Raw genomic sequence first — 22,877 nt, 5'->3', positions numbered from 1 at the left:
GATGTGCAGGACCGGCCCGGCGCCACGGCGGACGGCCCGGCCGCGGCGGATGCCGGAGCGCGGGCCGGTGGGCCCGGGACCCCCGGGTCCGGGGCCGCCGCGCCCGTGCCGCAGGGGGACTACCGGGCCGCCGTCGTCGACGGCGGGCTCGCGCTCAGCGCGGGAATGACGCCGCGGGTCGACGGCAGGCTGACCGTCACCGGGCTCGTCGGCGGCGACGTCGACCCCGCGGTGGCCCGCGACGCCGCCGGGCTCGCGGCGCGCAACGCCGTCGCGGCGATCGTCGCCGCCCTGGACGGCGACGCGCGGCGGCTGCGGCGGCTGTTGCGGATGACGGTGTACGTGGCGTGCGTCGACGGGTTCACCGACCTGTCGGCGGTCGCGGACGGCGCCACCGCGGGGCTCCGCGGGGCCGCGCCCGCGGCGGGGCTGCCGGTGCGGTCGGCGATCGGGGTCAGGTCGCTGCCGTCGGGGGCGCCGGTGGAGGTCGAACTGACGGCGGCCGTACGCCCATGAACCCGGTCCGCGCGTGGCGCCGCAGGGCGGAAGGGCACAAGCGCGCCTCGGGGCCGGCGCCGGCGAACGCGCCGGAGGCCGCGGGCGGCCCCGAGCCGGTCGCCGGGGCCGAGTCCGCCCCCGGAGCCCAGTCCGTCCCCGGAGCCGGGACCGCACCCGCACCCGAGACGGCACCCGCGTCCACGACCGGCGCCGTGTCCGGGCCCGCCACCGCCCCCGGATCCGTATCGGCCGCCGCATCCCCCGCCAAGTCCGCGTCCGCCCGCTCGCGGGCCGCGCGGTGGGGGCTGGTGCCCGTGCTGACCGCCACCGTGACCACCACGATGGCCAACACCGTCGTCAACGTCCCGATGACCTCCATCCTCGCCGACCTCGACGCCCCCCTCAGCCGCGGTGTGCTCGTCGCCACCGCCTTCCCCGTGACCCTCGCCGCCCTCATGCCCGTCTCCGGCTGGCTCGGCGACCGGTTCGGGCACCGCCGCGTCCTGTGCTGGGCGATGTCCGGCGTGCTCGTCGGCTCCGCCGGGGCCGCGCTGGCGCCGAGCCTGCCGGTGCTCGTGGCCTTCCGGATGCTGCAGGGGCTCGCCGCCGCGCCCGTGCTGCCCGTGGTGATGGTGCTGGTGGTGCAGGTGCTCGGGGAGGGGCGGCGCGGGCGGGCGCTGTCGCTGTGGGCGGCGGCCAACGGCGCCGGGCAGGCGCTCGGGCCGACGACCGGCGGGCTGCTCGCCGAGTTCCTCGGCTGGCGCGCGGTGTTCTGGCAGATCGTCCCGCTGTCCGCGCTCGTCGTCCTCGGCGGCAGACTGCTGCTGCCCAAGCCGCAGGCACCGCCCGCCCGTACCCGGCTCGACTGGCGCGGCGCGCTCACCGTCACCGGCGGCGCCGCCCTGCTGCTCACCGCCACCTCCGCGGTGCCCTCGCAGGGCATCGGCTCCCCCGCCGTGTGGGGGCTCGCGGGCGGCGGGCTGCTCTGCCTGGCCGCGTTCCTCCTGGTCGAGCGGGGCCGGCCTGGGGCGTTCCTGCGGCCCCGGCACCTGGTCGAAGTGCGGTATCTGCGCTCGTCGTTCGCCGCCGCCGCGCAGATGTACGCGCTGGGGGCCACGCTGCTCGCGGCGCCGGTCTACCTGGTCGAGACGCACGGCATGCCCGAGGGCACCACCGGGCTGGTGGTGCTCGCGCTGCCGCTGGCCATGGCGTCGCTCGCGCCCGTCGCGGGGCGGGCGACCGAGCGGTTCGGCGGCCGGGCCGCCATGCGCGGCGGGCTGCTGACGCTGCTGGCCGGGCTGGGCGCGCTGGCCGCCGTCGCCGGCTGGCACGGGGCGGCGCCGCCGCTGGTCGCGGCGCTGCTGGCGCTGGGCGCAGGGGTGGCGTTCATCCAGACCCCGGCGGCGACCGGCGCGTCCCGGTCCCGGGCGGGGCGTACGGGCGCGGGCCTGGGGCTCTTCAACCTCGTACGGTTCGGCGCCACCGCCCTCGGCACCGCCTCCGTCGCCCTGCTGGGCACCGAACCGGAGCGGCTGGTCTGGGTCTTCGGCACCGGCGCGGCCCTGGCGGCGGCGGCGTTCGTCTTCTCCTTCGCCGGCAAGGACCCGCAGCCCGACGCCGCGGCCGTGCCGGAGCCGCAGCTTCCGGTACGTACCCGCTGAGGGCCCCGGCGCTACGCCGGGGGTGACAGCTCGGCCTGGAGGACCCGCAGCGAGTCGTTCAGCGTCTGGATGCGGTGCGCCAGCCACACCGTGAACTGCGTCTCCGCGGACCGTACGTCCATCTGGAGTGCCCGCGAGGCCCGTTCGAGCTTGTAGAGCATCGTGTTGCGGTGGAGCTGGAGGCGGCGCGCCGCCGCGTTGAGGTTGCCCGACTCGGCGATGTACGCGAGCACGACCTGCTCCAGGTTGCCCGTCTGGCCGTCCGCGCGGCGCAGCGGCTCCAGCACCTCGCGGGCGAACTCCCGCCCCTGCGCGCTCGCCGCCGCCTCCTCGACCGCCGCGAACACCCGCAGTTCCGCGTACCCGCACACCTCCGGCACCTGCACCCGTCCCGAGAGCTCCAGCGTGATCCGCGCCTCGCGGAAGCTCGCCGCCACCCCCGCCGCACCCGTGGCCGCACGGCCGTACGCGATCTGCGCGGCGGCGTCCGCCCGGCCGGTCACCAGCCGGTGCAGCCACCGCCCGTACCGCTGCAGCGCCGTCTTCTCGGCCTGCGCGTCGAACGGCGCCGCGGCGTCGGCCGCCGCGAACTCCGCGACGACGACCAGCAGCCGCCCCATCAGCGTCGCCATGGTGAACCCCTTGCCGTGCCCCGGCGCGGCGCCCGCCGCGCCCTGGCCCGTACCGCCGGGGCCGCCGCCCGCGCCTCCGCCCGCCGCGTCCGCCGCCCCCGCGACCGCCCGCTGCACCGCCTGCGCCCGCGCCGCGCTCGCCGCCGGCATGGCGACGACGAAGACGGCGTGCCGCGCGTCCATGTCGAAGCGGTAGTGCCGCGAGCGCGCCTCCAGCTCGTGTGCGTCCGTGAACCGCCCGTGCACCAGTGTGTCCAGGAAGTCGTCCCGCGAGCGCTCCTCCGCCTCCGTGACCGACCGCTGCCGCAGGATCTCCGACGCCACCAGCGGCGCCCCCTGCTCCACGATCACCCGGTGCTGCGCGAGCGCGTGCGACTCGGGCGCGAGCACCGGCTCGACGACGGCGACCGTCCCGTACGGCTCCCCCGCCACGCCCACCGGCGCGCACACCACGTGCAGCCGCTCGCCCCACGGCGCGGCCACGTCGAGGTCGCGGGCCGCCACGTGGTGGTGCCCGGCGTGCGGCGGGTGCGGCCTGCCACCGCCCGCCTTGGCGTGCACGGCGTCCGCCAGCTCCTGCCACTCCGCGTCGGAGGCCGCCCGGTCGCGCTCCGCGCGGGCCAGCAGCTCGCCGCCGCGGTCCAGGATCAGCACCGAGCCGCCGGACAGCGTCGCCATCGACCGCGCCAGCGCGGGCAGTCCCGAGCCGGCGGCGAAGACCTCGCCGAGGGTGCGGTGGACGCGGACGCTGTACTCCAGCACGTGCGCCGTGTCGGCGATCGACTTCACCGCCACCAGCCGCCCCACGCGGTGGTAGTCCGCCTCGGGCGCCAGCCGCACCAGCGGCAGCCCGGCGGTGTCGGCGGCGCGCATCAGCGGGCCGAGGTCGGGCTCGATGCCCTGCTGGAGCCGGGCCAGCACGGCGGCGGCGCCGCGGGCGGCGAGGCCGGAGAGCAGCCGGCGGGAGTCGGGGGCGGCGACGAGTTCTGCGGCCGGGGCGTAGACCGCGATGCCCGCGAGGTCCTCGCCGGCCGCGGGCCGGTCGGCCCCGGGCGGCGGCGGCAGCTCGGCCAGCGGCAGGCACCAGGTCACCTCGCGGCGCAGCCCGGCCTTGCCGCCCAGCAGCCGCCCGCGCAACACGGGCTCGGCGAGCAGCGATTCCACCGTCATGTGCAGTTTGTGCGATGTGTCGTGTGCCATCTGCCTACATCCTCCTGCGGCGATGGTGCGGATTGTACGAAGCCGCCTCGGCCGGAAACGCCAAAGCTAGGGACGAGGAACGAGGAACGTCACGGGAACCACGACGCGCTGCCCGGCCGATGAGGACGTGGAGGTCATCTTGTCGAGAAAAGCACTTGCACACCAGAGTCCGGGCAAACCGACCTGGCCGGGAGGACAGCGGTGACGGCCCCGGATCGGGCCGCCACGCCCGCCTCACCCGCCTCGCCGGCCGCCTCCCCGGCCGTGCTGCGCGCCACCGACCCGGCGGCCCCCGGCGAGACCGTCACCGAGGTCGCCGCCGCCACGCCGGCGCAGGCCGCCGAGTCGGTACGCACCGCGCACCGGGCCTTCGACGGCTGGGCCGCCGCCCCCGCCGGGCGCCGCGCGGAGGCGCTGCACGGCGCCGCCGCTGAGCTGGCGGCGGACGCGGACGGGCTGGCGCTGCTGATCTGCCGAGAGGAGGGCAAGACGCTCGGCTCGGCGCGCGGCGAGGTGGCCAAGACCGTCGAGCAGTTCCGGCTGGCGGCACAGCTCGCGTACCTGGTGGAGGGGGCGACGTACCCCGGTGAGAGCCCGGGTGTCGCGGCCTGGACGCTGCGCGTGCCGCTCGGCGTCGTCGTCGCCATCACCCCCTGGAACTTCCCGGTCTCGCTCGCCGCCCGGAAGATCGCCCCCGCGCTGGCCGCCGGGAACACCGTCGTCTTCAAGCCATCGCCGGTCACGCCGGGCGTCGGCGCGCGGCTGGCCGCGGCCTGCCATCGCGGCGGGGTGCCGGAGGACGTGCTGCGGGTCGTCCAGGGCGACGACCCGGCGGCGATGGCGGCACTGGCGGGCGCGCCGGAGGTACGGGCGGTGACGTTCACCGGCTCCGACCGGGTCGGCGCGGCGCTGCGCGGCACCGTCGGGCCCGCGGCCCGGGTGCAGTTCGAGCTGGGCGGGCACAACGCCGCCCTGGTCTGCGCCGACGCCGACCTGCCGCGCGCGGCCGCGGAGGTCGCGGCCGGGGCCTTCGGGCTCACCGGGCAGGTGTGCACGGCGACGGACCGGGTGCTGGTGGAGCGGGCCGTGGCGGCGGAGTTCACGGAGCTGCTGGCGGAGCGGGCCGCGAAGCTCACCGCGGGGCGCGGCGACGACCCGGGCGCCGACATCGGACCCGCCGCCACCGCCGGGCAGCGCACCCGCCTCACGGCGCTGCTGGACTCCGCCGTCGCCGCGGGCGCCGTCGTCGCGGGGCGCGGGTCGCTGGCGCCGGGGGCGGATCCCGCGGGGCACTGGGTGCTGCCGGCGGTGCTGACGGGCGTACCGGCGGACCATCCGGTGAACACCGGCGAGCTGTTCGGGCCGCTGCTGTCCGTGGTGCCGGTGGCGGGGCCCGAGGAGGCGCTTGCGGAGATCAACGCGGATCCGCACCGGCTGGTCACCGCGATCCACACCCGCGACCTCGGCACCGCGCACCGCTTCCTGCGGGCGGCGCGCTGCGGGGTCGTGAAGGTCAACGAACGCACCACAGGCAACGGCGTCGCACCGCCCTTCGGCGGCTGGGGCGCGTCCAGCTCCGGCGCGTTCCCCGAAGGGGGCCGGACGGCGCTGGAGTTCGTCACGGACACGAAGACCGTGTACTGCGCGTACTGAGGAGACTCCCATGCACAAGATCCACCGGCTCACCCTGGAAGACGCCCTGGTCATGCTGGAGGCCGCCGAGGCGGAAGCGGCGCGGATCGGCGTCAGGCAGACCATCTGCATCGCCGACGACGGCGCCCATCCGATCGCCCTGCACCGGATGACGGGCGCGCGGCTGACGGGCGTGGAGATCGCCATCGCCAAGGCGTTCACGGCCGCCGGCCACCAGCGGGCGACGCACCTGTTCAACGAGGAGCCGAAGGGCCCGGCGCTGCCCGGCAACGAGGCGTTCGGGATCCAGCACATGCACCCGGGGCGCTTCGCGGCGTTCGTGGGCGGGTTCCCGATCGTGTACGAGGGCGAGGTCGTCGGCGCGGTGGGGGTGAGCGGCGGCAACGGCGACCAGGACAAGGCGGTCGGCGCGGCGGCGCTGGCGGCGTTCGAGCGGAAGGTGGCGTCGGGGGCGGCGTGACGACGACAGCGACGACGGCGACAGCGGCGACGGCGGCCCGTCCGGCGGCCGTCTCCCGCTCGCGCGGGGCAACCCTCCGCACGGACACGGCCCTGATCCTGCTGACCGTCACGGCGGGGATCACGGACGCGATCTCGTTCCTGGGCCTGGGCGGGGTGTTCACGGCGAACATGACGGGCAACCTGGTGCTCGTCGGCATGGCGGCCACCTCCGACGAGGCGTGGCAGGAGGTGCTGCGCGGCGATGTCCTGCGCTGCACCGCCTCGTTCGCGGGCTTCGTCCTCGGCATGCTCGCCGGCTTCCGCCTGCTGCGCACCCGCCCCGCCGGCTCCGCCCGGGTGCTCGGCGCCGGGCTCGCGCTGCACGCGGTGTTCCTCGCCGGGTGGGTCACGACGGACGCCGCCCCCGGGACCGCCGCCGGCGCCGGGCTGATCGCCGCGTCGGCGACGGCGATGGGCGTGCAGACGGCGGCGGCCCGGGGCCTCGACCGGGCGGGCATCACGACGACGTTCGTCACCGGCACCCTGACGTCGCTGATCTCCGGCCTGGCGCAGGGCGACCGCCGGCACGCCGCCCTGCGCACGGCGGTCCTGGCGGCGCTGCTCGTGGGGGGACTGCTCGGCGGGCTGCTGCTGGCGTACGCGCCGAAGGCGGCCGCCGTGCCGCTGCTGGTGGCGACGGCGGGGGCGATGGCGCTGTGCGTACGCCCGGGTCAGCGGCCGGAACGTACGGGATGAACCAGGTACTTGAGGTGCGTGACCCCCTCCCCCTCGACGGCCCGGACCTGCTCAAGGCGGACCTGGCTGCCGTCCACGCCGTCGAGGAGGCGGGAGCCGCCGCCGAGGAGGACGGGCACGACGTGGAGTTCGAGCACGTCGAGCAGGCCGGCGGCCAGATACTGCCCGGCGATCCGGCCGCCGCCCCACAGCATCACGTCCTTGCCGTCCGCCGCCTCCTTCGCCCGCGCGAGCGCGGACTCGATGCCGTCGGTGACGAAGTGGAACGTGGTCCCGCCGGCCATCTCGACGGCCGGGCGCGGATGGTGGGTGACGACGAACACCGGGTAGTGGTACGGCGGCTCGTCGCCCCACCAGCCGTTCCACTGCTCGTCCTCCGCCCAGGGCCCGCCGCCGACGGGACCGAACATGCCGCGGCCCATGACGGCGGCGCCGATGTTCTCGACGGTCTCCGCGAAGACCTGCGAACTGGCGTTGACCTCGCCGCCTTCGCTGCCGTGCGCCTCCCGCCAGCCGGCGAGCGGCACGACCCAGTCGTGCAGGGCCTCGCCGCCCTCGCCGAGGGGGTTCCCGACGCTCTGATGCGGTCCGGCGACGTAGCCGTCGAGGGAGATGGAGATGTGACATCTGAGGTTGGCCATGGGGATGAGCATGTCCGGGGTCGGGGAATGACGTCCAATGCCAGCACATCGAAGATCACATCAATATTCTTGATGAGTGCTGAACCTCGTCCATCTGAAGGTGCTCGCGGCGGTGGCACGCCACGGCTCCGTGACCGAAGCCGCACGTGAACTCCACTACTCGCAGCCGTCGGTGAGCCACCACCTGTCCCGGCTGGAGGCGGCGACGGGCGCGAAGCTCGTCCAGCGCGCGGGCCGCGGCATCCGCCTCACGCCGGAAGGTGAACTCCTGGCCCGCCGCGCCACCGAGATCGTCGGCCGCGTCGACGCGGCGACCAGCGAACTCACCGCCCAGCTCGGCCTGCGCACCGGCCGCGTACGCCTGGCCGCCAACGCCTCCGTCCTCAGCACGATCGTCCCGAGGGCGGCCCGCACGCTGGCCGGAGCCCACCCCGGCCTGGCCCTGAGCATCGCCGACCGCCACCCGGTCGAGGCACTGCAGATGCTCCGCAGGGGAGACGCCGACGTGGCCCTCGTCTTCCGCTACGCGCACGCCCCGCTGGAGGACGACGGCTTCCGCCTCGCCCACGTTGCGGACGACCCGATCCACCTGATCAGCCGGCACCCGGACGACAGCGTGGCCGACCACCGCCACTCGCCGTGGATCGGCGGCTGCGAACGCTGCCGGCACGAACTGACCGCGGTCTGCGCGACCCACGGCTTCACCCCGCGGATCGACTCGGTCTGCGACGACATGGTCGTGGTCCAGGCCCTCGTCGCGGCGGGCATCGGCGTCACGACCCTGCCGGGCCTGGCCCTTGCGGCCCACCGGGGGGAGGGGATCCACACGACGGAGATCCCGGGGGCGGAACGCCGGATCTACGCGGCGACGTACGGGGACCCGCCGGACCCGCCGGGGGCGACGGCGCTCGTGGAAGCGCTGCAAAAGGCAGCGGCGGAACTCACGGCCCAGTAGTCTCGACAGAAGCGTCTCCGGATCATCGCCCCGGCAGCGAACTCCGCCCTTCCGCGAAGGAGTTCGGCCGACGTCACGGCGGGTCTGCAGCAATTCTGCATGCGGGCTGCAAGGAAACGCTCTGGTCACCTCCCGCAGACTCGGATGCGCGGGCCGGATTCCCGGTCCGATGCCGCAATCTGGGGGAGACGAGATCGACTATGCCGCGGTTTGTCATCGTGGGAATGACGAGGCTGGCGATGACTGCGCCCGTCGAGGAATTTCCGCTGCAATACAGCGCGTACCGCAGCGCTTCATGGATGCGCTGCGCTGTCGTGGGAGGTGCGTACAACGTCGCCGGCGCGTTACGGAAGCTGGGGAGTGAGGCACATATCTGCACGCTCGTGGGCACCGACGAGGCCGGAGCGGTGATCCGGGAGGCCATGGAGCGGCGGGGACTGAAAGGACGGGGAGTCGTCGATGTCGCGGAGACGGCCAAGACCATGATCCTCACCGACCCGAGCGGGCGCGTGGCACGTAACGCCTGGGCCGTGGGCGGCTCGGGCGACTATCCGATGGAGCGCTTCATCGAGCAGGCGGTGGACGCGGATCTGGCGGTGATCACCAACCGGCCGTTCGGCGAGCCCTTCCTGCGGCCGGCGAAGGAACTGCTGGGGCTGCCGGTGGCCGTGGACCTGCATGTGTCGGCCGATCTGGACGACGAGAGCCACCGGCCGTGGCTGGAGGTGGCCGACGTGCTCTTCTGCAGCCATGAGCGGCTGCCGGGCACGAGCGCCGAGTGGATCGGGGAGGTCTTCCACCGCTACCCCGGGTGCCGGATCGCCGCGGTGGGACGCGGCGAGGACGGCTGCGTCATGGGGCTCCAGGACGGGCGGCTGGTGGAGATCGGCGCGGTCACGCCGCGGCCGGTCCGCGACACGGACGGCGCGGGGGACGCGTTGTTCGCCTCCTTCCTGCACGGCTGGCTCACCTCGGGCAAGCCGGTGGAGGCGCTGGAGTCGGCCGTTCTCTTCGCCGGCTGGAAGGTCGGGGCCGGCTCGGCCGCCGAGGGATTCCTGACCGACAGGGAACTGGCCGCTCTGCGCCGCGTCTACCCGCTGCGTACGCGGGTCGGCACCTGGCGCTAGTGCGGCGCCGGCGGGGGTTCCGCGGGTTCGCCGGGCCCTGAGTCGGGATCGGTGCCGGGATCGGTGCCGGGATCGGCGTCGGGATCGGCGTCGGGATCGAGGCGGCGCCGGTGTCCGGCGGCGCGCTCCGCGTGCGGGAGGGCGCCGAGTTTGCGGTAGACCGTTTCGGCCCGGGCGTAGTGGCCCCGGGCCGAAAGGGGATTCCCGTCCTGCTCGGCGACCTCTCCGAGGATTTCGCGCAAGGTGCCCTCGTCGAAGACCGCACCGGCGCCCCGAAGCTCGGCCAGCGCGGTTTCGAGCTGGGCACGCGCCGCGGGGCGGTCGCCGGCCCGCAGGTATGCCTGGCCGAGTAAACGACGGGCGAGGATCTCCGAGTTGCGATCCCCCTTTCCCGCGATCATGTCCATCGCCTTGGTGAGATGGCGGAGGGCATCGTCGTCGTGCCCCCGGAGGCTCTTCACCTCGCCGATGGCGAGATGGGCCTTCGCCTCCCCGCGGGTGTCGGCCGCTGCTTCCCGGATGGCAAGTGCGTCCGCGAACAACTCGCCGGCCCGGTCCAGTTCCTCTCGTTGCATGTGCACGAGGCCCACGTTGTGCAGGACCAGGGCCTCGCCCGGGCGGTCGCCGATCTCCCGGCGGAGGGCCAGGGCCTGGTCGAAGGCGGCGAGGGCCTCCTCGTAGCGGCCCGTGTCCCGCAGGGCCATGCCGAGGCCGGTACGCATCCTTGCCTCACCGAGGCGGTGCCGGCAGGCATGGGCGGCCTCCGCGCCGATCTCGTGACTGGCGATCCAGTCCCGGTGGTATCGCGTGTAGATGAACACACCCCACATAGCGTCCACGATCTGCCAGGCGGCCGCATCGTGTCCGCGCTCCGAGGCGAGCCGCAGGACGGCCATGAGGTTGGCGAGTTCCTCCTCGAACCACCCGAGCGCGGTGGCGAAGTCCGCGAACGTACGGCTCTCCTCCGGCGGGAACCGGTATTCCGGCACCGGGCGCCGGCGGTGGGGATGGACGACGTGATCCGCGCTGTCCGCGGTGGCGAGATAGTGATCGATGATCCGCCGCTCGGTCACCGCACGCAGTTCGCGGTCGTCGTCCGCTTCGCCCCGGTGCCTGGCGTGCTCGTGGATGAGGTCGTGGAAGTGGTACCGGCCGGGCTGGTCCATGCCGAGGAGGTTGGCGTGCACCAGAGTCGCCAGGCCCTCGGCCGGCGCGGGGATTTCGGGACGTACGGCGGCCGCGGCCTCGGCGACACCGACGTCGAACTCGCTGCCCGGGTGCAGGCCCATCCGGCGGTACAGCCGTGCGGCGTCGTCGGGGAGCGCCGTGTACACCTGGTCGAGTCTGGTCGTCATGGATACCTCCTCGTCTGCTTCTGTGAAAGGAGAGCCGACGGCGGGGCCCGTCACCGCCGTCGCCATGCTCCAGCCGGGCCGCGCGACGAGCAGCGCCGCGCTGACGCAGACCGCCAGCGGGAAGCGGCCGCAGGAGAGGACCAGTTCGCGGGCGGCGGCGGCATCGGCCGCGACGCGCTCGTGGCCGGCCATGTTGCCCAGCAGTTCTATGGCCGAATCCGTGTCCAGCGGATCGAGCCGCACGAACTCGGCACCGTCCAGCACCAGGGGCCGGAGATGCCATCGGCTGGTCACCACGCAGACACTGCCCGCGGACGCCGGCATCAGGGGGCGGACCTGGGCCGCCGACAGGGCGTTGTCACAGAGGACGGCGATACGTCTGCCGGCGGTGACCGTACGGAAGTGGGCCATCTGCCCGGCGAGATCGAAGGGAACGTGCTCCGGAGCCACGCCGAGCGCCTGCAGAAACCGGGGCAGCACGTGGGCGGGACTGGTCGGCTCGCCTACCCGGTGCCCCTCCAGCCCGGCGTAGAGCTGACCGTCCGCGAAGTCGTCGCTGTGGCGGTGCAGCCACGACAGCGCGAGGGACGTCTTCCCGACCCCCGGCAGACCGCTGATGGAGACGAGCGCGGAGGAGTCCTCGCGCCGCGCCCGCGCCAGCGCATGGTCGAGAACCTCCAGCCCCGCCTCGCGGTTGGTGAAGTACCGGGGCCGCGGCGGAAGCTGCCGGGGAACCGGCGGCCGCTGCCGGGGCACGGCACCGAGGTACACGTCCCCGCGGATGGTGGCCGCCTGCAGACTGGGCCCGTGGACGGTCCCGGACAGCTCGTTGCGGGTGTCACTCCGCCCCCATGGCGCATGACCGTCGGACGGTGGCATACGGATACCCCCAGGGTCGTCAAGATCAAATCCGACTGTAGCCACACCTGGGCTGGCATATCCCTCTGGCAACCGCCAACACTCGAATGAGTGGCTGGCACGCTCACGACTCCGTGCGACTGTCGCACAGAGCACCGGACGCAACCAGGGGATTGTCAGCCGCCTTTGGACCGCCCGGAACCGGACACGCACACCCCACCGGCCCGAACCACAACTCCAGCCCCCCGACATACGTGCCACCGGGCGAAGTTGCGCTACCCGGCGTCCGGAAAAGGGCCAAAGCGCCCACGCAGCCCGAACTTTGCCTGCCTGCACGCGTAGCGACGCACACCCGGTCGGTTCGGGCAGCGAATGGCAGGTGCCGCACGTCGCTGCCGGCAGCTCGCCGGACGGTCGCCGCCCACTACGGAGCAGGAACCTCCTACGGAGGGGGCCGCGGCGAGGGGCCCCGATGCTCCAACCCCCCGGACCCGGCGCCCCACCCGAGTCGCTTGCCCCGTGCCACCCCCGGTGCCGGGACACCCGCCGCCGCTGCACCCCCCGGTGCCGTCTGCCGACAGTGGTGCGTAGGCCGGGGGCGCTCGTGGCCGCCGGGTCGGTGGTCGGTGCCCGTTCGGTGTGGACGGTGCCCCGCCCGTTGTTGGGGGCGGGGCACCGGGGGTGGTGCGGATCAGGCAGTCGGGTTGCAGGCGCCTGTGGCGCACTTTTGGAGCCAGTCGGCGAAGTCCGCGTCGTAGCGGTTGCCTATCGTCGTGGTCAGCAGCGTGCGCGCCGACTCCCAGTCGCCCGTGCGGTAGTGGTCCAGCAGCGTCGCCACGTCATCCGGGTGGGACTCGATGAGGTAGCGGACCGCCAGGTAGCCCCACTGGTAGGTGCGGGTGGTGTTGGTGTTCTCGTAGGTGGTGTCGAAGAGCGTGCTGAGGGCGTAGGTGTTGTTGCCCGCCTCCTCGATCGCCTTCTCGTTGGGCAGGTCGCGGTACGAGTAGTTGATGTACTCGGCGAAGCCCTCGACCCACATGACCGTCGGGGTCTTCATGTTCTCCTCGAAGTCGCCGTACATGTTGAAGCGGCCGTCGAGGTAGTGCGTGTATTCGTGGTTGAGGTTCCAGATCTCGAACTCGTCCGCCCATTCCGCGCGGTAGGCGACGAACCGCGGCAGGTTCCCTTCCTTCGCCGGGTCGCCTTCCAGGTACATGCCGCCGTTGTTCGTGTCGATGCCGAAGATGACCCCGGCATAGGTCTGGTAGTCGAGGCTGGAGTCGAAGGCGACGACCTCCAGCTTGGTGTTGTTGTCGTCCGCGACCGGGCCGTTGTCCTTGGCCACGCCGTGGAAGAACTCGTCCTGCCCGAGCATGCTCTTGCAGGACTGTTCGAGCTGGTCGTCGGTCAGCTTCTGCGCCGCGATCTCCAGGGTGTCGGCACACGTGTGCGCGACCGGCAGGACCGCCTCACGTACGCGCTCCTGAAGGTTGCACGTGCCGAAGGCATCGCAGTTCTCCTTGTCGTACGCATCGGTCATCTCCGCGACGCCGACCCACAGCGCCGCGGTCGCCGGGTCGTCGAGGGAAGTGGCGCCGAGCAGTTCCTTCGCCAGCGGGCGGACCGCCTCGCGGAGCTGGTCGTGCTGGAGGAAGCGGCCCAGTTCGCGGCCGGCGTTGGTGGTCAGGAACTGCTTGTCGGTGCCGATCAGGTCCTTGTGGTTCGTCGCGAAGTCGCGCAGGAGGGTCAGCACGCTCTGGTCGGCCGCCACCGCGTCGACGAACTCCGGCACCCAGTTGCCGCGGAAGATCACGGTGTAGGTGCTGTTGACGGCGTTGACCATCCAGTAGAACTCGTCGTACGAGGAGTCGTAGTCCGTCAGCAGCTTCTTGACGACGTCCAGGTAGCGGGCGTTCTCCATGGCGCTGTCGATCAGGATGACCGACTCGGAGAGCGTCTGGCCGTTGGCCTCCGTCACGTCGTAAGCGCGGGCGGAGTTGAAGAAGGCGTCCAGGCCGCCCTGGATGGCGGTCTTGAGCGCCGGGCCGTACTCTCCGACGCCCTCGGGGTCGCCGTACTGCACGTAGTAGCCGGCGCGCAGGTAGAGCACGATCTGGGTGATCGACGCGCTGTTGTCGCCCTGGTACGAGGCGGCGGTGTCACGGTAGGCGTTCGCCACCGTGACCATCTGCGACTCCTGGAAGAGCGCGCGGGCGTCGGCGCCCGTGACGCTGAACAGCGTGTTGACGCAGGCCGTCTCCGACGCCTTGATCTGGTCGACCAGCGCGCCGCCGGTCTTGGACGCGAAGTCCGCGACGTTGCACTCGGCCGCCTCGGGGCCGGCTGCCGTACGGGCCAGCCGGCGCGCGGTGGCGTCCGCGCCGGCCTCCTGCGGCGGGAGAAGGGTGGCGTCCGCCTTCAGTTCGGCGGTCGTCATCGGGTCGCCGGGCGCGAGGGCGGCGGCGAGCGCGTCGGGGGTGGACTGCTTCGGGGCGGGGACCGACACCGGCGCGGGCGCCCTGCCCGGTGCGGGTGTGGCTTCGGCGGCGGGGGCGACCAGTGCGTACCCCGCCCCCAGACACATCACCAGGGCGACCACCAGGAGGTAGAGCCCCGTTCTCGAAATGGGGGGTTTGGCTATCAAGTGAGCCTCCGAGTTCGTACGTTCCGCGTGCGCGGGACGGCCGGGAGCACCTGGCTGTCATGCACACGAGGCTTGGTGCCATGTAAAATTACACACGTCACATGGCGAGCCAAGGTCCCCGTCATCGCGGGCACTTGCACTTTTGATTCGTGAACACCCCGGCCGCATAACGGATTCGCATCGTCGCGGGATGAGCAGCCCGCGGCCCGCTCTCTCCCTGACAAGCGTTCTTTCGCCCTCTCCTCCCTCATGGAATGACCGCCATGTCCGAAAGCCCCACCGCCTTTCCCGCGTCCGGCGCCGCCCCCGGCGACGCCGACCTGACCGCCCTGATACGCGACGCGCTCCCCGGCACCGCCGACGCGGCGCTCGACGAGCTGTACCGGCGGCACCGCGCCGCCGTGCTGGCGTACGCGCGCAGTTGCACGCGGGACCCGCACACCGCCGAGGACCTGACGTCGGAGGCGTTCGCCGGTGCGCTACGGGCCGTGCGCGGCGGCAGCGGTCCTGACGGGCCGTGGCGGCCGTACCTGCTGACGACCGTCCGGCGGACCGCGGCCGCGTGGTCCCGTACGGCCCGGCGCACCGAGCTGTCCCCCGACTTCGAGGGCTGGCTGACGCGGGCGCCGACGGTGGAGAGCACCGAGGAGGGGACGCTGCGCAGGGAGGACGCGAACCTGGTGCTGCGCGCGTTCCGCAGCCTGCCGGAGCGGTGGCAGACGGCGCTGTGGCACTCGGCGGTCGAGGGCGAGCCGCCGGACCGCATCGCGACGCTGCTGGGCCTGACGGCGAGCGGCGTCGCGTCGCTCACGGCGCGGGCGCGGGAGGGGCTGCGCGAGGCGTACCTGGCGGAGCGCGCGGGGGAGGCCGGGGCGCCGGCGGAGTGCCGGCACTACACGGGGCTGCTGGCAGCGTCCGTACGGCGCGGAGGGCGGCGGCGGCGCGGGCAGCGCGGTCTTGAGCACCACCTGGCGGTGTGCCGGCGGTGCCGGCGGACGAGCGCGGAGCTGCGGGAGCTGAACAGCTCGCTGACCGCGGCGCTGCCGGTCGGGCTGCTGCTGTGGACGGGGGCGTCGTACGGGGCGGATGGTGCGGGAAGTTCGGGGGGCACGGAAGGTACGGGAGGCGCGTCGGGTACGCCGGGCGCCCCGGACTCCGCGGCCGCGGGCGCCGGTTCCGGTACGCCCGCCTCCGCCGCCTCCGGGGCCGCCCCAGCCGGCGGCACCGCCTCCGCCGCCGCCTCGGGAACCGCGGGAGGCGCCACCGGCGCAAGCGGCGCCGTCACCACCCTCGGCTCCGCCGCGACCGCCGCGACCGCCGCCACCGGCGGCGCCGCCTCCACCGGGCTCGCCGCCGCCGTCAAGGCCGCCGCCGTCGGCGCCGCCGTCCTCGCCATCGTCGTCACCGGCTACACCACCCTCCCCGGCGGCGGCGACCCCCCGCCGCCACCGCCCGCCCCCACCGCGACGACCGCCGCCCCCACCCCCACCGCGGAGCGCAGCACCTCCGAGGCCGGCGGAAACGACACAGACCCCGACGACCCCCCGTCCACCGCCTCCGCCGACCGCACCAAGGGGCCCGACGCCGCCGAGGACCGCAACGGAGACGGCGGTCCGGACCGCAAGCCGACCGCCTCCGACGGCGGGCCGCCCGCAGGCGACGACGACACCGGCCCCCCGCCCGACTGGTCCCCGCCCGCCGACGACCGCACCGCGCTGCCCGTCGCCGCCACCGGCCGCTGCATGGACATCGGCGGCGCCGCCGGCGACCAGCCGTACGAGGCCGACTGCGACGGCGGCCGCAGCCAGCAGTGGGAACTCCTCGTCTCCCTGCCCCCCGTCCAGGAGGTACGCATCCGCAACCACGCGACCGGCATGTGCCTCACCCACTCCGGCACCGACGCCGACGGCGCCCCGGTCAGCCAGCAGCAGGGCGCCTGCCGGTCCGACGAGTCGACCGCCCACTGGAAGTACTTCCTGGAGGAGGACGACAAGGTGGTCTTCACCCAGCGGGACTCCTCCGGGCAGTTCCTCGGCCTCGACGACTGGCGCGCCGCCGCCGAAGGCCGCCCGCACGCCCCGGACATCGGCACGACCGCGAACTACGAGGCGACCCCCTCGCTCCGCTTCCGCTACCGGGGCCCCGCCTTCGGCTACTGACCGACGACGGCGAGAACTCTTGGTAAAGCACCGGCAAAGTCGCGGGACGGCCCGGCCCGTACGCGCTCCTCCCCTACAGGAACCGATCACCGAGTCCGTACGGGAGAGGCATGAGCAGCGTTGCGCGGCTCGACGTCGGGAACGCCGACTGGGCCCCGGGGTACGAGCGCCGGGAGCGGTGGCGGCGGCGGCCGGTGCTGACGGCGGTACAGCGGTACGCGGGCCTGAGTTGCACGGCCCTCGGCGTCCAGGACCTGCCGCCGCGCCGCGTGGGCCCGCGGGTGGTGGAGCACCATGTCGCGCTGGTCCTGCTGGCCGGCTCCGGCTGGTTCTCCTGGGGCGGGCGGGAGCGGATCCACGTGGGGGCGCCGGCGCTGCTGTGGCTGCTGCCCGGCGTCCCGCACTCCTACGGTCCCGGGAAGCCCGGCTGGACGGTGGCCTTCGCCGGCTTCAGCGGCCCGGCACTCGCCGCCTGCGCCCAGCGCGGCCTCATCCCCGCCCCGGACGACGCCGTCGTCCCCCTCGCCACGGGCGCCCCCGCGCACCGTACGATCCGCAAACTCGCCACCGTCTGCAACGAGTCCGAGCCCGCCTACGACGCCACCTCCGCCGCCGGGCTCCACGAACTCCTCGCCGTCCTGCGCCGCTCCCGCACCACTCCGCCGCCCCAGCCGCCCGCGGTCGTCGAGGAACTCGCCCGCGCCGCCCACCTGCCGGTCTCCGTGACCGAGCACGCCCGCCGGCTGGCGCTGCCGCTGGCCGAGCTGCGCGAGGAGGTCCAGTACACGGCCGGGTGCAGCCCGAAGGACTTCGTCCTCGGCACCCGGCTGAACACGGCCAAGGACCTGCTCGCCACCAGGGACCTCAAGGTGGCCGCCATCGCCCGCCGCATCGGCTACGCCGACCCGGGGCACTTCACCCGGCTCTTCACCCGCCGGGTGGGCGTGCCGCCGGGCGCCTTCCGCGCCGGGCACGCACCCCGGCCGCATTGACGTGCGCCTGCCCGTTCCCTAACGTGCTGTCGTTTCGGGGCGGGGATGTCATGGGTCCAAGGCGGTCGGCTTGAGTCTCATCGAACGGGAACAGCCCCTGCTCGATGGGTTACGGCCGGACGAGCGGGCGGCGCTGCTGGCACTCGGCGTACCGCGGAGCTACCCGAGCGGCGACGTGCTCCTGCCCGAACGGGCCCCGACCTCGTACGTCGTCGCCATCCTCCGCGGCTGGACGGTGGTCTCGGTGGCGACCGAGCGCGGCCACCGGCTCATCCTCGCGCTGCGCGGCGCCGGGGAGCTGGTCGGCGAGTTGGCGGCCGTCGACCGCAGGCCGCGCAGCGCCACGGTCACAGCGCTGGGGGCGGTGGACACCGTGGTGATTCCCGGCGACCGGTTCCGCGGGTTCCTCGGCGCCAGTCCCGCGGTCAGCGCGCTGGTGCTCCGGCAGCTCAGCTCCCGGCTGCGCAGCTCGGACGGCGAACGGCGGTCGCTGGCTTCGGAGAACGTGCTCCAGCGGCTGGCCGTACGGCTCCTGGAGCTGGCCCAGCGCACCGGCCGCCGGCACCCCGACGGCAGCGTGACCATCGACCTGCCACTGCCGCAGCACGACCTCGCCGCCTCCGTGGGCTCGACCCGGGAGGCCGTCGCGAAGGCGCTGCGGCTGCTGCGCGGGCAGGGCATCGTCCGTACCGCGACCAGGCGGCTGGTCGTCGTCGACACCGAGCCGCTGCGGCTGCTGGCCGGCGACGGCACCGAGGTTGTGTAAACGGCTACATACACCGGCGCCCGGCGCGGCCATCCTGAGTACGCGGCACGGTCGCCGGGCGTCGTCCGAGGGGGGGTTGGAGTGAGCGTGAGCAGGGGCGGGGCGGTCCACCGGCTGGTGGTGAGCGCGGACATCAAGGGTTCCGGGCGCCTCGGCCACCGGGCCAGACTCCGGGCGCGCCAGGGGATGTACGAGGTCTTCGAGGCGGCCTTCGCCGCCGTGGGGGTGGGCGGCGACCGGGTGCACCTGGAGGACCGGGGCGACGGGGTGCTCGCCGCGCTGGCGCCCGAGGTGCCGCCGGCGGCGCTGGTCGGGCTCTGGCTCGAAGAGGTCCACCAGGGCGTGCGCGAGCACAACGAGGGGCTGAGCGAGCCGCTGCGGTTGCGGATCGCGATGCACGGCGGGCCCGTCGGCGACGACGGCAGGGGGCTGGTGGGCCGGGCGGTCGACCTGGCCTGCCGGCTGTGCGACAGCGAGCCGGCGAAGGCGATCCTGGCGGCGGACGACGACGTGCACGTGGTCTTCGTGGCCTCCGACGTCCTCTACCACTCGGTGGTCGCCGAGGGCGGCAGGTTCGTGGAGCCGGAGCACTACCGGCCGATTCCGGTACGGGCCAAGGAGACGGACGAGGTCGCGTGGTTCCACGTACCGCGCCGGGCCGCGCCCCCGTGGCCGGCCGCCGCACCGCCCGAGCAGCCTGCCCCGACCGCGGCGCCCGGGGGGCGGCCGGGGCAGGCACCGGGGGCGAAGTACTGGATCAACGTCAACGGCCACAACCAGATCGTGGACGGCGCGGAGGTGCACGGCGACATCGTCGGGGTGCGCGTGACCCGCGAGCGGGACGGCGGCGCGGAGGGGGCGGAGCGCGGTGAGTGACGGCGGCGGCGGTTCCGGCGCGGGCGGGCAGGGCGGTGGCGGGGGCGCCGGAGGAGGAGGCGGCGGGCGCAACGGCAGCGGGGGCGCGGGGCGCCACGCGGGAGCAGGCGGCGGCGGAGGCGGCGGGCAGGGACGCGGCGACGGCGGCGGTTCGGGCGGCGGGTCCGGCGGCGGCTCCGACGAAGGTCTCCTGAGCGCCGCCCACTCCGGCCCGTTCACCGGCCGCGTGGAGGACGGCGCGTACGACGCCGCACAGCAGGCCCGCGCCAACTTCGTGGACGTACAGGGCCGCAACGCCATCGTCGACGGCACCCGCGGCGACGTCCACCTCGGCGACCACCACCACTACACCACCCCCCGCGCCGACCTGCCGCGCCTGGTCACCGGCACCGTCCCCCGCGACGAACTGCGCCGCCTCCGGCTCGTCTTCGAAGAGCCCCCCGGCTATCCGGAGCTGCGCGGCATCCTGGAGCGGCAGCGCCTGATCGCCCTCTGCGGCGACGCCGGCAGCGGCCGCGGCTACGCCGCGCTGTCGCTGCTCGACGAGGTCACCCGCGGCCAGGTCGAGCGGATGGACCCGCGCACCGAGCTGGACCGGATCGCGGAGGCCGACCTGGCCGAGGGCCGCGGCTATCTGGTGCAGATCGCCGACCAGGTGCCGCTCGCCCCGCGGTGGCGGCCCGACGCCGACGACCGCGACCGGCCGGAGCGGGACGGCAGATGGGTCGCGGAGCGCCCCGCCGAGCTGCATCTCGACCGGCTCGGCGCGCTCCTCGCCCGGCGCGGCGCGTACGCGATCCTCGTCGCCGGCACCGACGCCTTCGGCGACGAACTGCTCCGCGGCCGCTACGGCCACCTGTTCCGTACGGCGTCGGCCGACGGCATGCTGCGCCGGCACCTCACCGCGCTCCTCGGCCACGCCGAGGAGGAGCCGCTGGCGGAGGCGCTCGCCCTGGCGCGGCGGGCTGACGTCACCGAGGCGCTGGGGCTCGACCCGCTGCGGCCGCACGAGGTGGAGTCGCTCGCCCGGCTGCTCGTCGCGCGGCTGCGGGCGGAGTCCACCGACGACGAACTCCTCGCCGGGCTGCGCACCTTCGCCCCGTCCCAGGCGCGGGCATGGTTCGCGACCACCGGGCGGGCCGCGCCGCGGGGCCGCGACGCGGTCGCGGGCGCGCTGCGGCAGGCGGCGTTCCGTACCGCGGCGGCCGTCTACAACGGCTCGCCGTACAGCGTCGCGACCTCGGCCGCGGAGCAGTTGGCGTGGGAGTTCGCGCAGGCCGCGGAGCCGGGCCGGGAGCCGGGGCGGGTGCTCTTCGGCGACCACAGCCGGGCCCGGCTGGCGGCGGCGCGGGCCGAACTCTTCACCGGGGACGTGCTGTTCGCCGACGGCCGGCGGCTGGAGACCCGCAAGGTGCGGCTGCAGGGAGGCGCGCTCGCGCGGGCCGTCCTCGCGCACGTGTGGGAGGAGCACCACAACGTACGGGGACCGCTGTGCCAGTGGCTCCGTACGCAGTGCGCGGACGAGCGGCCGGTGGTGTGGGTGCCGGCCGCGATCACCGCCGGGGCGCTGTGCACGCTGGACTTCTCGTACGCGCTCCAGGAGATCGTGCTCCCGCTGGCGTCCGACGAGTTCGTGCAGCAGCAGCTCGCCGCCGCGACGATGCTCGCCCAGGCGGCGGCGCTGAGCGAGCCGCTGCGCGTGGTGGTGCGGCACACCGTACGGGGGTGGGCGCGCGAGGACGACGAACCACGGGCCGGCACGGCGGCCCTGGTGCACGGCTTCGGGACCGTGGCGGAGTCGGTGTCCGCCTCCCTCGACGAGCTGGGCCGCATGGCCGGCCGGCAGTACGGGGGGCCCGACCCGATCGGGCTGGGCTACGGCGCGCTCAGCGCGGCCCGGCTGCTCGCCGGTGCGGAACCGGAGACCGTGCTGGAGCGGCTCGGCGCCTGGATGGGCGACCGGCGCACCAGCCACCGCAACCTGGCGCTGATCACCGTCGACTACATGATCCTGCTGCACACCTCCAGGCTGTGGGGACTCCAGGAGACCCCCGCGCGCCGCGGCCACGAGCGCTGGCCGCTCGCCGCCGCCCTGCTGGACGCGCATCCGCGGCTCACGCGGATGCTGGGAGACCTGGTGTGGTGCGGTCTCGACACGGCCAGGTCGCGGGACCGGCTGGAGGACTCGCTCGCCGAGTGGATACGGAACGGGGACGAGGACCCGCAACTGCTGGACGTCCTGTGCGCGTTCCTGCCGCACGCCCTGTACGACGAGGACGACGCCGCGCGGCTGCGCAACCTCGTACGCCGCCTGGAGCGCGACCCCGACGAACCCGTGGCGCCCGCCACCGTACGCAGGCTGCGCGAAGCGATTGCCGGGCAGCGGGCCATGACCGTACGAACGGACTGATCCGGCCCGCCGGACGAGACGAGGAAATGCAGATGCCCATCCAGCCCCCACCCGTCCCCGCCCCGCCCCCCGCGCCGGGCCCGCCGCCGATGCCCCACGCGCCCGGACCGGCACCGGTACCGGTACCCGCACCCCTGCCCGGGCCGCCGCCCGCGCCGGGCGCCGGGAACGGCCGGCTGACGGGGCTGACCCCCGCCGCCCCGCACCCGAAGACCCACGCCGACCGGCCCGCCGCCGCCCAGCAGTTGGCCGGCCCGTTCCTGCGCGAGTACCGCCCGGAGTGGCCGTACCGGCACCCCAGCGCCCAGGTCGCGACCGTGCTCTACTACCGCGGCCGGCCGACGCAGACGGTGCACCCCGACGGCGGGGTGCGGTTCCTGCTGCGCTGGTGGTTCCCCCGCCCGTACACCGCCTTCGAGCTGCAACTCGGCTGGCACACCGTGTCGTTCAAGGCCGAGCTGCCGGCGGAGGAGAACGGCCGGACCTTCCCCGCGGAGGTGGACGTGCGGTGGCAGGTCAGCGACCCGCAGCTCGTGGCGCGGTCGCAGGTCACCGATGTCGCCGCGCTGCTCGTACCGGAGCTGGAGCAGCGGCTGCGCGACGTCTCGCGCGGCTACTCCATCAACAGCGCGGAGGAGGTCCGCGACGCCGTGCGGGCGGAGCTGCGGACGCAGCCGCTGGGCAGCCAGTTCGGCCTGGACCTCGACGTGTTCGTCACCATCTCGGTCGACCGGCTGATCCGGGACCACGGCAAGAGCATGGGGCAGGTGCTGCACCAGACGGACCTGGAACGGCTCAAGCACAGGCTGCGTGACCTCAGGGACGACAACAAGCGCGAGCTGATCCGCAAGTGGGCCGCCGACTTCCAGGAGGCGGTGGCGAGAGGGGACCACGCGCTGATGGCGCAGATGATGGCGCGCAACCCGAAGGACCTGGCGGCGATCCGGCAGATGTTCCGCAAGGAACAGCGCAAGGAGCGCCAGGACGGCATGGAGCTGATGTCCCGGCTGATCGACGGCGGGCTCCTCGAACGCTGGGAGCTGGGCGACCAGGCCATGGTGGTGGTCGAGTTCCTGCGGTCCGGCACCCGGCACGTCACCTCGGACTCGCTGCCGCAGTTGACGGGCGGGGGTACGGGGACGGGGCCCAGCCTGTACTGGCAGGCGGCGGCGGGCGACGACGGCGGGGAGGCCGCGGAGGCACCCGAGGCGCCCGATCCGCCCGAGCGGACCGACTGACTGACCGACCGACCG

The 22,877-nt window shown here is 74.5% G+C and carries 17 protein-coding genes; 13 read left to right on the top strand and 4 right to left on the bottom strand.

The genetic code is table 11. The features are described from left to right. Window positions 1–105: 105 nt before the first annotated feature. Complete coding sequence (locus CXR04_RS20445) at window positions 106–516, top strand: RidA family protein (RefSeq protein ID WP_101426500.1); 411 nt, start codon at window positions 106–108, stop codon at window positions 514–516. Further along, entirely contained in the window at window positions 513–2,159 is a 1,647-nt protein-coding gene (locus tag CXR04_RS20440) for an MFS transporter (RefSeq protein ID WP_234380364.1), read from the top strand. Before CXR04_RS20445 ends, CXR04_RS20440 begins: the two co-directional genes overlap by 4 nt. Before the next feature lie 11 nt (window positions 2,160–2,170). On the opposite strand, the gene CXR04_RS20435 is transcribed toward CXR04_RS20440, so the two are convergent. Beyond that, window positions 2,171–3,991: a PucR family transcriptional regulator gene (locus tag CXR04_RS20435; protein WP_101423788.1), complete on the bottom strand. Its 1,821-nt coding sequence runs from the start codon at window positions 3,989–3,991 to the stop codon at window positions 2,171–2,173. Between the two features lie 201 nt (window positions 3,992–4,192). Here CXR04_RS20435 and CXR04_RS20430 point away from each other — a divergent pair, with 201 nt between their 5' ends. The 3 genes from CXR04_RS20430 to CXR04_RS20420 are packed head-to-tail and all read left to right on the top strand — an operon-like array spanning window position 4,193 to window position 6,841. Next, window positions 4,193–5,644, top strand: a complete 1,452-nt coding sequence (locus CXR04_RS20430) for an aldehyde dehydrogenase family protein (RefSeq protein ID WP_101423787.1) — start codon at window positions 4,193–4,195, stop codon at window positions 5,642–5,644. Window positions 5,645–5,654: 10 nt separating this feature from the next. After that, window positions 5,655–6,104, top strand: coding sequence for a GlcG/HbpS family heme-binding protein (locus CXR04_RS20425; protein ID WP_101423786.1), 450 nt, complete (start codon window positions 5,655–5,657; stop codon window positions 6,102–6,104). Next, the gene (locus CXR04_RS20420) at window positions 6,101–6,841 is read left to right on the top strand and encodes a DUF1275 family protein (protein WP_234380363.1); all 741 of its coding nucleotides are present in this window, start codon (window positions 6,101–6,103) and stop codon (window positions 6,839–6,841) included. The genes CXR04_RS20425 and CXR04_RS20420 overlap by 4 nt, the downstream gene beginning before the upstream one ends. Here CXR04_RS20420 and CXR04_RS20415 read toward each other — a convergent pair. Then, complete coding sequence (locus CXR04_RS20415; protein WP_101426499.1) at window positions 6,817–7,482, bottom strand: dihydrofolate reductase family protein; 666 nt, start codon at window positions 7,480–7,482, stop codon at window positions 6,817–6,819. The genes CXR04_RS20420 and CXR04_RS20415 overlap by 25 nt on opposite strands. 76 nt (window positions 7,483–7,558) lie before the next feature. Between CXR04_RS20415 and CXR04_RS20410 the strand changes: the two genes are divergently transcribed. Then, the gene (locus CXR04_RS20410; RefSeq protein WP_101423785.1) at window positions 7,559–8,437 is read left to right on the top strand and encodes a LysR family transcriptional regulator; all 879 of its coding nucleotides are present in this window, start codon (window positions 7,559–7,561) and stop codon (window positions 8,435–8,437) included. A 200-nt stretch (window positions 8,438–8,637) separates the two neighbouring features. Beyond that, window positions 8,638–9,564 (top strand): carbohydrate kinase family protein, encoded by a 927-nt coding sequence (locus CXR04_RS20405; protein WP_101423784.1) that lies wholly within the window; start codon window positions 8,638–8,640, stop codon window positions 9,562–9,564. On the opposite strand, the gene CXR04_RS36500 is transcribed toward CXR04_RS20405, so the two are convergent. After that, window positions 9,561–11,798 carry a tetratricopeptide repeat protein gene (locus tag CXR04_RS36500; RefSeq protein WP_159072362.1) on the bottom strand — a complete coding sequence of 746 codons (2,238 nt, stop codon included), beginning with the start codon at window positions 11,796–11,798 and terminating at the stop codon, window positions 9,561–9,563. The two genes, CXR04_RS20405 and CXR04_RS36500, sit on opposite strands and share 4 nt — an antisense overlap. A 670-nt stretch (window positions 11,799–12,468) precedes the next feature. Further along, window positions 12,469–14,421 carry a collagenase gene (locus CXR04_RS20395; protein ID WP_234380362.1) on the bottom strand — a complete coding sequence of 651 codons (1,953 nt, stop codon included), beginning with the start codon at window positions 14,419–14,421 and terminating at the stop codon, window positions 12,469–12,471. A gap of 263 nt (window positions 14,422–14,684) precedes the next feature. Between CXR04_RS20395 and CXR04_RS36495 the strand changes: the two genes are divergently transcribed. From CXR04_RS36495 to CXR04_RS20365, 6 genes are all read left to right on the top strand, one after another. Further along, on the top strand, window positions 14,685–16,580 hold the full coding sequence (locus CXR04_RS36495; protein ID WP_159072361.1) for a sigma-70 family RNA polymerase sigma factor: 1,896 nt from the start codon (window positions 14,685–14,687) through the stop codon (window positions 16,578–16,580). Window positions 16,581–16,690: 110 nt separating this feature from the next. Next, window positions 16,691–17,572: a helix-turn-helix domain-containing protein gene (locus tag CXR04_RS20385; RefSeq protein ID WP_199850494.1), complete on the top strand. Its 882-nt coding sequence runs from the start codon at window positions 16,691–16,693 to the stop codon at window positions 17,570–17,572. A 70-nt stretch (window positions 17,573–17,642) separates the two neighbouring features. After that, window positions 17,643–18,338 carry a Crp/Fnr family transcriptional regulator gene (locus CXR04_RS20380; RefSeq protein WP_101423781.1) on the top strand — a complete coding sequence of 232 codons (696 nt, stop codon included), beginning with the start codon at window positions 17,643–17,645 and terminating at the stop codon, window positions 18,336–18,338. 81 nt (window positions 18,339–18,419) lie between these two features. Next, window positions 18,420–19,214, top strand: a complete 795-nt coding sequence (locus tag CXR04_RS20375; protein WP_234380361.1) for a hypothetical protein — start codon at window positions 18,420–18,422, stop codon at window positions 19,212–19,214. Further along, a complete protein-coding gene (locus CXR04_RS34915) occupies window positions 19,207–21,624 on the top strand; it encodes a hypothetical protein (protein WP_159072360.1) in 2,418 nt (805 codons plus the stop codon). The genes CXR04_RS20375 and CXR04_RS34915 overlap by 8 nt, the downstream gene beginning before the upstream one ends. Before the next feature lie 32 nt (window positions 21,625–21,656). Further along, window positions 21,657–22,862 (top strand): hypothetical protein, encoded by a 1,206-nt coding sequence (locus CXR04_RS20365; protein WP_101423779.1) that lies wholly within the window; start codon window positions 21,657–21,659, stop codon window positions 22,860–22,862. The last annotated feature ends 15 nt before the right edge of the window (window positions 22,863–22,877 follow it).

Source organism: Streptomyces sp. CMB-StM0423 (assembly GCF_002847285.1).
GTDB lineage: Bacteria > Actinomycetota > Actinomycetes > Streptomycetales > Streptomycetaceae > Streptomyces.
This window is presented reverse-complemented; position numbering and strand designations above follow the sequence as displayed.

Coding starts and splice junctions, on each gene's coding strand:
- CXR04_RS20440 (WP_234380364.1), top strand. CDS start 513: ATGAACCCGGTCCGCGCGTGGCGCCGCAGGGCGGAAGGGCACAAGCGC.
- CXR04_RS20435 (WP_101423788.1), bottom strand. CDS start 3,991: ATGGCACACGACACATCGCACAAACTGCACATGACGGTGGAATCGCTG.
- CXR04_RS20425 (WP_101423786.1), top strand. CDS start 5,655: ATGCACAAGATCCACCGGCTCACCCTGGAAGACGCCCTGGTCATGCTG.
- CXR04_RS20415 (WP_101426499.1), bottom strand. CDS start 7,482: ATGGCCAACCTCAGATGTCACATCTCCATCTCCCTCGACGGCTACGTC.
- CXR04_RS20405 (WP_101423784.1), top strand. CDS start 8,638: ATGCCGCGGTTTGTCATCGTGGGAATGACGAGGCTGGCGATGACTGCG.
- CXR04_RS36500 (WP_159072362.1), bottom strand. CDS start 11,798: ATGCCACCGTCCGACGGTCATGCGCCATGGGGGCGGAGTGACACCCGC.
- CXR04_RS36495 (WP_159072361.1), top strand. CDS start 14,685: ATGTCCGAAAGCCCCACCGCCTTTCCCGCGTCCGGCGCCGCCCCCGGC.
- CXR04_RS20385 (WP_199850494.1), top strand. CDS start 16,691: ATGAGCAGCGTTGCGCGGCTCGACGTCGGGAACGCCGACTGGGCCCCG.
- CXR04_RS20365 (WP_101423779.1), top strand. CDS start 21,657: ATGCCCATCCAGCCCCCACCCGTCCCCGCCCCGCCCCCCGCGCCGGGC.